We start from the raw sequence: 12,150 nt of genomic DNA on the forward strand, positions 1-12,150 counted from the left end.
GTCTTAGTCTTACTTCTTGACTGGAGCCGGTGCCGGAGCGGCCGTGACCGGCTTGCCCTGTGCGTCGAAGTGAACAACCTTCACCTGGGATTCAGCCTGCTGAACGATCTGGCGAACCTTCTCGCGGATCAGTTCCTGACGGACCTGGTCGTGGATCTGGTCAAAGCTCGGGATCGGAGCCGTGCGGGAGCCCAGAACCTGGATCACGTGGTAACCGTACTGCGTGTGAACCGGCGTCTGGGAGATTGTGTTCGGCTTCATGGAAAAAGCGGCTTCAGAGAAGGCCGGCAGCATGTCGCCCTTCTTGAACCAGCCCAGATCGCCACCATTGGCACCAGCGGAGCCCTTGTCCTTGGACAGTTGGCCAGCAAGCTTGGCGAAATCAGCGCCCTTGTTGAGCTGGGCGATGATGTCCTTGGCCTGTGCTTCCGTCTCCACGAGGATGTGGCGAGCGTGGACTTCCTGCTCTGGCTTCTGGTTGGCGTAATGCGTCTGGTAGTAGTCGTGCAGGGCAGCATCCGTGATCTGCGGGCCAACCTTGGTTTCAAGATAAGCATTCTGCAGCGCGCTGTTGGCGGCGTTCTGCATGGCTTCCTTGACTTCAGGCTTGTTGGTCAGGCCTTCCTTGCCAGCGGCAATCTGGATTGCCTTCTGATCGACGAGCTGGTTGACCAGCAGCGGGATCAGCATGGACGGCTGAAGCTGACGAGCCTGCGGCGGCAGGTTGCCAGCAGCCTGCTGAACGTCACCCAAGGTAATTTTTTCGCCGTTAACGGTTGCAATCACCATGTCCGGGTTCGGAGCAGGTGCAGCAGCCGGGGCCGGAGCGGTTGCAGCAGGTGCGGCCGGAGCAGCAAATGCGAGGGGAGCCGAAACCGACGTGCCAGCCAGAAGAGCTGCACAGGCGAGAGTGGAGCGGGAAAGCCGCATGAAAATACCTCGGACCATAAAGAATAAGAAAAACCGAATGGACTGCACCATGACAAAGGCCGCTCAACCCTGCAAGTGCGCGCACCCTTACCATTCCGTCACGTAGCGGAAATGGGTATTTTGAGGGCCTTCTCTGGTCCCTCTCCATTGACCCATGGGCACACGGGTCCTATCTCCACCTGACGTGAAAATCGTCATTGCCCGGTTTGGGAGGTCTTTCCGATGGTGGAAAGAGCTTTTCCGGCCGGGTGCTCGGCATCTCAAGGTTCAGCATGTTCGCACGCCTCGCACGCGCCCTTTTCGGCTCCGCCAATGATCGTTCGCTCAAGGCGTATCAGCGCCGTGTGCCGGAGATCAACGCTCTGGAGCCCACGGTTCAGGGGCTCAGTGACGAGCAGCTTCAGCACAAGACTGTAGAGTTCAAGGAGCGGGTCGCCCAAGGCGAAACCCTTGATAAACTGCTGCCTGAAGCTTTTGCCGTTTGCCGTGAGGCTTCTCGCCGTGTTCTGGGCAAGCGTCATTTTGACGTGCAGCTGATCGGTGCGATGGTTCTGCATGACGGTCGCATTGCGGAAATGCGGACCGGTGAGGGCAAGACCCTTGTTGCGACGCTGGCTGTTTACCTGAACGCGCTGTCCGGCAAGGGCGTGCATGTTGTGACGGTGAACGATTATCTGGCCCGTCGTGATGCCGAGGAAATGTCTGTTCTTTACAGCTTCCTTGGTCTGACAACCGGCGTGATCATCCCGAATCTGGGGGATGAGGAACGTCGTGAAGCTTACGCAGCAGATATTACTTACGGAACGAATAACGAGTTCGGGTTCGATTATCTGCGCGACAATATGAAATATTCGCTCGGCGATATGGTGCAGCGTCCGTTCAACCACGCAATCGTGGATGAGGTGGATAGCATCCTGATCGACGAAGCCAGGACGCCCCTGATCATTTCTGGCCCGGCAGATGACAGCTCCGACCTTTATCGGACTGTTGATGCGGTTGTGGCCAAGCTGGTGCTGGAGCCGGAAGCTTACGATAAGGATGAAAAGCTGCGCAGTGTTACGCTGACGGAAGCTGGCTCACACCGTATCGAAGAGCTCCTGAACCAGGACGGTGTTCTGCAGGAAGGTGGCCTGTACGATATTCATAACGTGGCTGTCGTTCACCACGTCCAGCAGTCGCTTCGCGCTTATACGCTCTTCACGCGGGACGTTGATTACATCGTCCGTGACGGCAAGGTGATCATCATTGATGAATTCACCGGACGTATGATGGATGGCCGTCGTTATTCCGATGGCCTGCATCAGGCGCTGGAAGCGAAAGAGCACGTCGAGATCCAGCAGGAAAACCAGACGCTCGCATCCATCACATTCCAGAACTACTTCCGCCTGTATCCGAAGCTCTCTGGTATGACGGGTACGGCCATGACGGAAGCGGATGAGTTTGCGGAAATCTATAACCTGACGGTTGTTGAAATTCCGACGAACCGTGCCGTCAAGCGGATTGATACGGACGATGAAGTCTATCTGACTGCGGGCGAAAAATATAACGCCGTTGCGGATCTGATCCAGGAAGTGAGCGCCAAAGGGCAGCCAATCCTGGTGGGGACAACGTCCATCGAAAGAAGTGAGTACCTCTCCAGCATTCTGGATCAGCGCGGCATCAAGCATAGCGTGCTCAATGCGCGTCATCATGAAAAAGAAGCCAGTATCATTGCGCAGGCTGGTGCGCCGGGTGCGATTACGATTGCCACGAACATGGCGGGTCGTGGAACGGACATCAAACTGGGCGGCAACATCGAGATGCTGACCCATGCTTATACGGATGGGATCGAGGATGACGCAGAGCGTGCGCGCATCACCGAAGAAATCCGTGCAGCCGTCGAAGCCAATCATGGCGCGGTTCATGAATCCGGCGGCCTGTATGTCATCGGTACAGAGCGTCATGAGAGCCGTCGTGTTGATAACCAGTTGCGTGGCCGTTCGGGACGTCAGGGTGATCCGGGTAATTCCCGCTTCTTCCTGTCCCTTGAAGACGATCTGATCCGCATTTTCTCTGGCGATCGTATGGGTGCGATGATGCAGAAGATGGGCCTGAAGGAAGGGGAGGCCATTGTTCACCCTTGGCTGAACAAGGCCGTCGAGAAGGCTCAGAAGCGCGTTGAAGCCCGTAACTTCGACATGCGCAAGAACACGCTGAAATACGACGACGTCATGAATGACCAGCGCAAGGAAGTGTATTCCCAGCGCAAGGAATATATGTCGTCTGAAGATCTGTCGGGTGTGATTGCGGAACTGCGCCTGCACACTATCGAAGATCTGGTTCACGCCCACATTCCTGAGAAGTCCTTTGCCGAGGCTTGGGATACGGCCGGGCTCATGGCTGAAATTTCCCGCGTCCTGAATCTTGAACTTCCGATCGCTGACTGGGCGAAGGAAGACGGCATGGACGCTGACAGCGTGATCGAGCGCGTGGAAGCTGAAGCTCAGAAGGCTCAGGCTGCCCGGACGGCCAATATGGGGCCGGACCTCATGCGCATGATCGAGAAGCAGGTTGTTCTCACCACGTTCGATGCCGTCTGGAAAGAGCATCTGCATGGGCTGGATCAGCTTCGCCAGGGTATCGGCCTGCGTGCATATGGTCAGCGGGATCCGCTGAACGAATACAAGCAGGAAGCCTTCCAGATGTTCACGGCGATGCTGGATGACATGCGCCTGCGTGTGACGCAGACGATGTGCCGTATCCAGGCTGTGAGTGAGCCGCCGCCGTATCCAGTAGTCGATAGCTCAGCACACCATGAAAGCTTCGAAGCGCCGCCAGCAGCGCCCGCATTGACGCAACCAGAGCCTGTTGTGAGCTTTGCCGCGCCGCAGGCGCAGTTTGCGGCCGCGGGCTCAGTTAACGAGCCGGATGCAGCGACGCTTCAGCAGTGGTATGAAGAAACGCCGCGCAATGCGCTTTGCCCGTGTGGCTCGGGCCAGAAGTTCAAACACTGTCATGGCAGGCTCGTCTGAGCCTCTGACACCCGTAGAGGAAGGAGCGACCGATGGCCGGTCATTCACAGTTTAAGAACATCATGCACCGTAAAGGTGCGCAGGATGCCAAGCGCGCCAAGCAGTTCGCCAAGATCCTGCGTGAAATCACGGTTGCCGCGCGATCCGGTCTGCCTGACCCGGCATCCAACCCGCGTCTGCGTGCTGCTGTTACCGCAGCACGTGAAGCGAATATGCCGAAAGATAACGTCGAGCGTGCCATCAAGAAGGCATCTGGCGCCGCTGGCGGCGAAGACTATGTGGAAGTGCGCTACGAAGGCTACGGCCCGGCTGGCGTGGCAATCATCGTCGAAGGTCTGACCGACAATCGGAACCGGACGGCCGGTGAAGTTCGTGCCGCGTTTTCCAAGCATGGTGGCTCGCTGGGTGAATCGAACTCCGTGTCCTTCATGTTCCAGCGTCTGGGTGTTGTGACGTATCCCGTCGATGCTGCCTCGGAAGACGAGATGCTGGAAGCCGCGATTGAGGCTGGTGCGGATAATGCCGTGCTAACCGAGGAAGGGCACGAGATCACCTGCGAGATGGAAAACTTCTTCGCAGTGCGTGACGCTCTTGAAGGCCGTTTTGGCGAACCGCAGTCTGCCAAACTCGACTGGCGTCCGGAAAACAGTGTCTCGCTGGACGAAGAGAAGGCCCGGACGGTTCTGAAGCTGATCGACGTTCTGGAAGATAACGACGATATTCAGGCTGTTTACGCCAACTTTGATCTTCCAGACGACGTGGCGCAGGCGCTCGCCGCTTGATCCGTCTGATGGGAATAGACCCCGGCCTGCGTTTCATGGGCTGGGGAATTATTGATGTGGATGGCAACCGCCTGAAGCATGTGGCCTCTGGTGTGATTGCGACAGATGGTCATGAATCGGTTCCCCTGCGGCTCTGTGAGCTGCACGGGAAACTCCAGAATCTGATTCGTGAGTATGCTCCCGCCGAAGCAGCGGTTGAGGAAACTTACGTAAACCGCAATGGCTCTTCCACGCTCAAGCTCGGTTATGCACGTGGCGTGGCGCTTCTGACGCCCGCTTACGAAGGCCTCCCGGTAGCGGAATATGGCGCTATGACAGTCAAGAAATCTGTTGTGGGAACCGGATCTGCCACGAAGGAACAGGTCACGATGATGGTGAAGCGGCTTTTGCCCGGCGTCGCCATCTACAAGGCTGATGCTTCGGACGCGCTGGCTGTAGCGATCTGCCATGCCCATTATCGTGCAAGCGCGGCCTATGTAACGGCTGGAAGGCGGATGGCGTGATTGGACAGCTTACAGGGCTCGTCGGGCAGATCGAAGGAGAGCGCTGCATTGTTGACGTCAATGGCGTTGGTTATGTGGTGTCAGCGTCAACACGCACACTCTCATCCGTTCCGCAGCCTCCGGAAGTCGTGCGTCTTCTGATCGAAACCGTTGTTCGGGAAGACGCGATCCTTCTGTATGGGTTCGTGACAACGCACGAACGCGAGTGGTTCCGCCTGTTGACGACCGTGCAAGGTGTGGGTGCCAAAGTCGCGCTGGCGATCCTTTCGACCAACTCTCCCGGTGAGCTTCTCCTGGCAATCAATGCGGGCGATCGTGGTTCGCTGACGCGGGCGGCTGGTGTCGGCCCTCGTCTTGCTGATCGAATTCTGAGCGAACTTCGCAACAAGGTTGCCAAAATGCCCGGTGGTGGCGCGTCCGCCCCGATGCCAGGCGTGGTGACAGGGCCAAGCGTCGAGAATGATGCGCTCCTGGCTTTGGCTGGTCTCGGCTTTCGGCGGGCAGAGGCCTGGCCTGTTCTCAGTCGTGTTCTGGCCGAAAACGAAAATGCCTCGCTTGATCTGGCAATCCGCCTTTGCCTTAAGGATCTCGCCCGATGAGCGAATTTCGTGAAACGGACGCCGCACGCCTGCCGGATGATATTGCCGAAGGTGGCTTGCGGCCTGAAACGCTCGCGGATTTTACAGGGCAAAAAGCAAGCCGTGAAAATCTGGCCATCTTCATCGAGGCAACCAAGGCCCGTGGAGATGCCCTGGATCACGTGTTGCTGCATGGACCGCCAGGTCTGGGTAAGACGACACTGGCGCAGATTGTGGCGCGTGAACTGGGTGTTGGATTTCGGGCGACGTCCGGGCCGGTGATTCAGCGTGCTGGAGACCTTGCGGCAATCCTGACAAATCTCCAGCCTCGTGATGTGCTGTTTATCGATGAAATTCATCGTCTTCAGCCGGCGATTGAGGAAATTCTCTATCCGGCGATGGAAGATTTCCAGCTCGACCTGATTATCGGGGAAGGGCCGGCGGCGCGTTCGGTGCGGATTGATCTGGCGCCGTTCACGCTTGTAGCCGCAACAACCCGTGCAGGTCTGTTGGCAACACCTCTTCGGGATCGTTTTGGTATCCCTTTGCGGTTGGTGTTCTACACGCCGGAAGAGCTACGGGCGATCGTATCACGCGGCGCCACGAAGCTCGGAGTTCATCTGAATGATGACGGAGCCGAGGAAATTGCCCGTCGTTCCCGCGGCACTCCCCGTATTGCGGGCCGTCTTCTGCGTCGTGTTCGGGATTTTGCGCTTGTCGCGAAGAAGCCGATCATTGATCGCGCGACGGCTGATGCCGCACTTTCCCGTCTTGAAGTTGATGAGCGCGGTCTGGATGCGATGGACCGCCGCTATCTGCAGCGTATCGCAGAGCATCACCATGGTGGCCCTGTGGGTGTCGAGACGCTGGCTGCCGGTCTGGCAGAGGCGCGTGACACACTGGAAGACGTCATCGAGCCTTATCTGATTCAGGAAGGGCTCATCCTGCGGACAGCGCGGGGGCGCATGTTGGGTGAGGCTGGGTGGAGACATCTGGGCCTGAACCCGCCAGCGAGCCAGGTTGATCTTCTGTCCGGGCTCGACGACGACACGGCAGGCTGAAGAGCTACTGCCAATGAGCGGAGAAACTGATGGCAACGCATAAGATCCGTTTCCGGGTTTATTACGAAGACACGGATGCAGGTGGCATCGTCTATCATGCCCGCTATCTCGGCTTTGCGGAACGCGCGCGCAGTGAAGCCATGCGCGATGCAGGGGCTTCGGTGACGGAGCTTCTGCGCGATTTTGGTCTGGCGTTTGTCGTGCGGCAGGTTGGGGTGCGTTATCGCGCGCCGTTGCGACTCGATGATGAAATGGAAATCGAGACAGCACTGGTTGCAATGACGCCAACGCGGTTGAAACTTGAACAAACTGTTCGAAACAGCACGAATAGCAACGAAACCGCCGTCGTCATTGACGTAGAGCTGGCGTGTCTTTCTGCCAAAGCCATGAAACCTGCCAAAATTCCGCCTCGGTGGTGTGATGCTGTTCGAAAACTCGAGGCTGGAGAGGTCTGACCCACTTTCCTGTTTCCTCACGAAGTGCAATGGAGAGTCCTGACCCGTAAGGGACAGGATCTGGACAGGAGAGAACAGTGGATCATGAGGTAAGTTCGAGTGCGCTTGGGGCGGTCGGTGCGGCCGGTCTGTCGCCTCTGGACCTGTTCCTGCACGCGTCCATCGTCGTTAAGCTGGTCATGGTCGGGCTCGTCCTGTGCAGTGCAGGCGTGTGGGCGATCATTGCGGAAAAAATCCTTCTGATGCGTCGCGTCAATCGCGAAGCAACGGAATTTGAAGACCGTTTCTGGTCCGGCGGTTCGCTGGACGACCTTTACGAATCTGATGGCGCACGCCCGACTCATCCGATGGCCGCCGTGTTCGGCGCTGCCATGGGCGAGTGGCGTCGTTCGGCACGGATTGTCGGAATTGATCTGGCGCGCGGTGGCGTGCGGGACCGTATCGACCGTGCCATCAACATCACCGTTTCGCGCGAAAACGACCGTCTGGGTCGCCGCGTGATTTTCCTTGCCACGATTGGCCCGGTTGCGCCGTTCGTCGGACTGTTCGGAACGGTCTGGGGTATCATGCATGCGTTCGGCTCGATCGCTGCCATGCACAACACTAACCTCTCCGTTGTGGCTCCGGGTATTTCCGAAGCTCTGTTCGCAACGGCGATCGGTCTTGTGACCGCTATCCCAGCCTATGTGGCCTATAACGTCATCAGCAACTCGCTGGACAAGTTCGCGGACCGCATGGATGCGTTCGGGACCGAATTTGCCGCCATTCTTTCCCGTCAGTCGGAAGAACGTGCGGACGAGACGTCCAGCGGGAAGGCCTGATCCATGGGGATGTCCGCTGGAGGAGGTGGGCGTATGGGTGGCCGTCGTCGGCGCCCCGCGTCTGAGATCAACGTTACGCCACTTGTGGACGTCATGCTGGTGTTGCTCATCATTTTCATGGTGACGGCGCCGATGATGACCAGTGGCGTCAATGTCGATCTGCCCAAGACGGATGCCAGCCCGGTCAATGCTGACACCAAGCCGATCACGGTTTCCCTGCGCAACGATGGTTCGTTGTATCTGGGGGAAGACCCGATCACACCCGAGCAGCTTGTGGACCAGCTCAAGGTCCAGTCCCAGAACGATCCGAACCATCGGATCTTTGTCCGGGCTGATGCACATATCGACTATGGTCGCGTGATGCAGGTCATGGGACAGATTACGTCTGGCGGCTTTACGCATGTGGCACTGCTGGCTCAGCAGCCTCAGAGCGGCCAGTAAGAGGACACCGCAGTGGTGCGTCCACGTCGTTCGGACAGGCGTCGCTTTCGCAACGCGCTTCTGGGTTCAGTCGGTGTCCATGCGGCACTGATCCTGTACCTGGTTGTGCGGATCCCGTTCGAGAAACCACCTGAGCCGCCGGAGCCTCCGGCGGTGCAGATGGAATTTGAGGAGGCAGGGCCTCCTACCCATCCCATCAAGGCTGACCATCCGGCTCCCAAGCCGGCTCCTGCGCCTGCGCCCGTGAAGAACGAGGCTCCTCCGTCTCCGACGCCTCCTTTGAAGGCGCCGACGGAAGAACCGCCTCCGCCGCCGCCGCCGCCGCAGCCTGTTCCGCCTACGCCTGAGACCAAGCCTCAGCCTCTCCCGCCGACGAAGCTTCCGCCAAAAATTACGGAGCCGTCGCCTGAGCCTGTTCCTGCGTCTCCGCCGAAGCCGTCTCCGCCGTCTAAGTCTGCAATGGTGGCTCCGCCGAGCCCGCAGACACAGAAGGCTGACAAACTGCCGGATACGCCGAAGTTCTCGCATTTGACCCAGCCGAATGCGTCCAAGAATACGCAGGCGGACAGTCACTCCCTGCTGGCCACACTGGATAGTTTCCGGTCTGACCAGAAGCAGACGCATGCACCCAAGGCGAAGGCCAATCCGCCACAGGGAGGAGCCCCGGACGGCGGCGGTGTGCCGAATGGCGATATCACCAAGTCTCTTTCCATGGCGGATCAGAAGGCGATCGGTGGCTCCGTGCGGCGTTGCTACACGGAAGACACGGAAGCGCGGAACTATGCGAGCTTTGTCGCGCATCTGATTGTGACGGTGGATGCAACGGGTGAGGCGCGTCTTGTGAAGTATGCTCCTGATACGGCAGCGAAGATGGCGGCAGATCCGTCCTATCGTGTGCTGGCGGAGCGTGCGCGGGATGCGGTTCTGAGCCCGACCTGTGCCCATCTCCCCATTCCTTCCAACCTGCTAGGCCAGACGCATCAGCTGCGTTTTGTCTTCAGGCCGTAAACCCTAGAGGAATCATCATGACCTTCATTTCCGATTCCGAAGCTGATGCTCTGAGCGCGCTGCTGTCGCGCCGTTCCATCCTCGGTGCCACAGCCGCGGCTGGTGGTCTTCTTGCAACCCCGCTTTCCGCTTTTGCGCAAGGAACTGCGGCCGGTGGGGCGGGAGAAGCTGAAATTACTGTAGATCAGGCCCGTCAGGCGCCTATCCCCATTGTCATTCCGAGCTTCGGTGCCGGAATGGGTGAACAGATCTCCAGTGTCATTTCTTCCGATCTGGCTGGAACCGGTCTGTTCAAGGTGATGACAGGCGATGTGTCACCTACGGGCACTCCGGACTTCAGCGGGCTCAAGGCTCAGGGCGCACGCGCTGCTGTTGCGGGGCGCGCAATCGGCTCCGGCAGTGTTCGTGTGGAAATGCGTCTGTGGAACGTTGTAGCCGGCGAGCAGCTTCAGGGCACGGCCTACACGGCCTCGCAATCCAACTGGCGTCGGATTGCTCATATTATTGCTGATGTGATCTATGAGCGGATGCTGGGCGAGAAGGGGTACTTTGATACCCGTATCGCTTATATTGCCCGTACAGGTCCGCGCCGCCATCAGATCACCCGTTTGGCGCTGATGGATCAGGATGGGTTCAATTCCCGGATGCTGACAGGCGGCCAGTGGCTGACGCTGACGCCGCGCTTCAACCCGGCTCGCGACCAGGTTGCGTTCATGTCTTATGCGAACAACCGTCCGCGCGTCTATTTGTTTGATCTGGGCTCTGGCCGCCAGCAGATGCTGGGTGAGTTTGACGGCATTTCCTTCGCGCCGCGCTTCTCTCCAGATGGAAGCCGCGTTGTTCTGTCTGCAACGCGTGGTGGTGGATCTGACATCTTTGTTGTGGATCTGGCTTCTCGCAGCAAGCATCAGATCACCAGCTCCGGTGGTGCGATTGATACCAGCCCGTGCTTCAGCCCGGATGGCAGCCAGATCGTGTTCAACTCCGATCGTGGCGGTAGCCCGCAGCTTTACATCATGGGCGCATCGGGCGGTGGTGCACGCCGGATTTCCTATGGCTCTGGCCAGTATGGATCTCCGGTCTGGTCACCTCGTGGCGATCTGATTGCCTTCACCCGTATTGGTCACGGTGGCTTCTCGTTGGGCGTCATGAACCCTGACGGAAGTGGCGAGCGTATTCTGACGCAGGGCTTTACGGTTGAATCGCCGACGTTCTGTCCAAATGGTCGTGTTCTGGCGTTCTGCCGTCAGAGCGCCTCTAGTGCGGGCGGAGCAGGGTTCTCATCTGGCATCGGTACAATCGACATCACGGGCTTCAATGAGCGCCCGATCCGTACGGCAACGGGTGCGTCTGACCCGGCCTGGTCTCCGCTGAACGGCTGAGCAGGTTTCTACCTCCCTGCTGGCGATGGTCAGCGGGGAGTATTCCCCCGAGAAGGTCTGGAGCGATTGCTCGACCGTAGGGGCATAAAAGACCAATTCCGCTTTTGGAATAGGCGCGAAAGAGCTTCGCGTGGAGTCGATTTGAGGTGTTTTCCTCTGACGCCAGAGTCCAGCTTTCCATCGCATCTTCTATAAACTGACTTTAGCGCCCCAGTTGTCGGGCACAATGTGCCACGCAAGCTACGCTTGGCTGATGCGCAAGTCTTGCATGATGATAAAGCGATTAAAGAATATTCAGCAAAGCAATTGGCAGAATTCCGCCACATTCCTGTCTAAGTGCTGTGACATTTATGTTGCATCTTCTGGTTTCGAAACAGAATCGTTCTCTGGCTTGGGGGGAGCACCTCACAGGATGCTTGACCCCGGATTTAAGTCATGGGTATGGGCGCTAGTGGCCAGTGCTTTTCCAGTGGTTCGCAGAGAGTTCGTTAAGGATTCTTGAGCGTTCCTGAGTGGAAAGGTGTGTGGTCCGGAACAACGCGGCAATATGCCGCATTTCGGTTTCTGATACGGAACCGTTCTCAGGGTTGAGACACATGAAGTTCAAGGTGTTTGGTGCGCTTGGTCTGGCGCTTGTTCTCGCAGCCTGCTCCAACGGCAAAACCGATACGGGCAACAGCACCGGCGCTGGCGCAGCCACGCAGGAAGCCGGCCCGACGCCGGGCAGCGAAGCTGACCTGGTTGCCAATGTTGGCGACCGTATCTTCTACGAGCTGAATGTATCCCAGCTTTCTGAAGAAGCTCGTGCAACGCTGGACAAGCAGGTTGCATGGCTCGCGAAGTATCCGCAGGTCAGCGTTCAGATCGCTGGTAACTGCGATGATCGCGGCACCGAAGAATACAACATTGCTCTCGGCCAGCGTCGTGCGAATGCTGCTCGTGACTATCTTGTTGCCAAGGGCGTGAGCGCTTCCCGCATCACGACGATCTCCTACGGCAAGGATCGTCCGACGGCTGACGGTGACGATGAAGCCTCATGGGCTCAGAACCGTAACGCGATCACCTCGGTTCGCTGAACCCAGGTCATCCGTCTGACGGACTGACAGTTTGAACGGCCGGGGGAGTTTATCCCCCGGCCGTTTCTGTTTTAAGACTGTTCATCAACCGAACTCGCCGGT

General features: G+C 58.2%; 12 protein-coding genes. 11 read left to right on the forward strand and 1 reads right to left on the reverse strand.

The features are described 5' to 3' along the window. Positions 1–9 precede the first annotated feature (9 nt). Positions 10–930, reverse strand: a complete 921-nt coding sequence (locus KP702_RS01710) for a peptidylprolyl isomerase (RefSeq protein ID WP_099211107.1) — start codon at positions 928–930, stop codon at positions 10–12. Between the two features lie 272 nt (positions 931–1,202). Here KP702_RS01710 and secA point away from each other — a divergent pair, with 272 nt between their 5' ends. The 11 genes from secA to pal all read left to right on the forward strand — a co-directional run bounded on the left by secA (position 1,203) and on the right by pal (position 12,048). Continuing rightward, positions 1,203–3,941, forward strand: coding sequence for a preprotein translocase subunit SecA (secA, locus tag KP702_RS01715; protein ID WP_215768411.1), 2,739 nt, complete (start codon positions 1,203–1,205; stop codon positions 3,939–3,941). A gap of 32 nt (positions 3,942–3,973) precedes the next feature. Next, positions 3,974–4,723: a YebC/PmpR family DNA-binding transcriptional regulator gene (locus KP702_RS01720; RefSeq protein ID WP_215768412.1), complete on the forward strand. Its 750-nt coding sequence runs from the start codon at positions 3,974–3,976 to the stop codon at positions 4,721–4,723. Beyond that, positions 4,720–5,226, forward strand: a complete 507-nt coding sequence (ruvC, locus tag KP702_RS01725; RefSeq protein WP_046899942.1) for a crossover junction endodeoxyribonuclease RuvC — start codon at positions 4,720–4,722, stop codon at positions 5,224–5,226. The genes KP702_RS01720 and ruvC overlap by 4 nt, the downstream gene beginning before the upstream one ends. Beyond that, positions 5,223–5,825, forward strand: coding sequence for a Holliday junction branch migration protein RuvA (gene ruvA, locus KP702_RS01730; protein ID WP_202206411.1), 603 nt, complete (start codon positions 5,223–5,225; stop codon positions 5,823–5,825). The genes ruvC and ruvA overlap by 4 nt, the downstream gene beginning before the upstream one ends. After that, positions 5,822–6,865, forward strand: coding sequence for a Holliday junction branch migration DNA helicase RuvB (ruvB, locus tag KP702_RS01735; RefSeq protein ID WP_046899940.1), 1,044 nt, complete (start codon positions 5,822–5,824; stop codon positions 6,863–6,865). The genes ruvA and ruvB overlap by 4 nt, the downstream gene beginning before the upstream one ends. Positions 6,866–6,894: 29 nt before the next feature. Then, entirely contained in the window at positions 6,895–7,320 is a 426-nt protein-coding gene (ybgC, locus tag KP702_RS01740) for a tol-pal system-associated acyl-CoA thioesterase (RefSeq protein ID WP_215768413.1), read from the forward strand. A gap of 77 nt (positions 7,321–7,397) precedes the next feature. Then, positions 7,398–8,141, forward strand: coding sequence for a protein TolQ (gene tolQ, locus KP702_RS01745; protein ID WP_046899938.1), 744 nt, complete (start codon positions 7,398–7,400; stop codon positions 8,139–8,141). 3 nt (positions 8,142–8,144) lie between these two features. Then, a complete protein-coding gene (tolR, locus tag KP702_RS01750) occupies positions 8,145–8,582 on the forward strand; it encodes a protein TolR (RefSeq protein WP_046899937.1) in 438 nt (145 codons plus the stop codon). 12 nt (positions 8,583–8,594) lie between these two features. Further along, a complete protein-coding gene (locus KP702_RS01755; protein WP_086634400.1) occupies positions 8,595–9,590 on the forward strand; it encodes an energy transducer TonB in 996 nt (331 codons plus the stop codon). Positions 9,591–9,607: 17 nt separating this feature from the next. Further along, entirely contained in the window at positions 9,608–10,972 is a 1,365-nt protein-coding gene (gene tolB / locus KP702_RS01760) for a Tol-Pal system beta propeller repeat protein TolB (protein WP_215749046.1), read from the forward strand. A 596-nt stretch (positions 10,973–11,568) separates the two neighbouring features. Further along, on the forward strand, positions 11,569–12,048 hold the full coding sequence (pal, locus tag KP702_RS01765) for a peptidoglycan-associated lipoprotein Pal (RefSeq protein ID WP_202206413.1): 480 nt from the start codon (positions 11,569–11,571) through the stop codon (positions 12,046–12,048). The last annotated feature ends 102 nt before the right edge of the window (positions 12,049–12,150 follow it).

It is taken from the genome of Gluconobacter sp. P5B12 (genome assembly GCF_018812035.1).
Lineage (GTDB): Bacteria > Pseudomonadota > Alphaproteobacteria > Acetobacterales > Acetobacteraceae > Gluconobacter.

What these genes read in the sequence shown, in the direction of transcription:
- KP702_RS01710 (WP_099211107.1), bottom strand. Translation starts at nt 930, where the DNA reads ATGCGGCTTTCCCGCTCCACTCTCGCCTGTGCAGCTCTTCTGGCTGGC.
- secA (WP_215768411.1), top strand. Translation starts at nt 1,203, where the DNA reads ATGTTCGCACGCCTCGCACGCGCCCTTTTCGGCTCCGCCAATGATCGT.
- KP702_RS01720 (WP_215768412.1), top strand. Translation starts at nt 3,974, where the DNA reads ATGGCCGGTCATTCACAGTTTAAGAACATCATGCACCGTAAAGGTGCG.
- ruvB (WP_046899940.1), top strand. Translation starts at nt 5,822, where the DNA reads ATGAGCGAATTTCGTGAAACGGACGCCGCACGCCTGCCGGATGATATT.
- ybgC (WP_215768413.1), top strand. Translation starts at nt 6,895, where the DNA reads ATGGCAACGCATAAGATCCGTTTCCGGGTTTATTACGAAGACACGGAT.
- tolR (WP_046899937.1), top strand. Translation starts at nt 8,145, where the DNA reads ATGGGGATGTCCGCTGGAGGAGGTGGGCGTATGGGTGGCCGTCGTCGG.
- tolB (WP_215749046.1), top strand. Translation starts at nt 9,608, where the DNA reads ATGACCTTCATTTCCGATTCCGAAGCTGATGCTCTGAGCGCGCTGCTG.
- pal (WP_202206413.1), top strand. Translation starts at nt 11,569, where the DNA reads ATGAAGTTCAAGGTGTTTGGTGCGCTTGGTCTGGCGCTTGTTCTCGCA.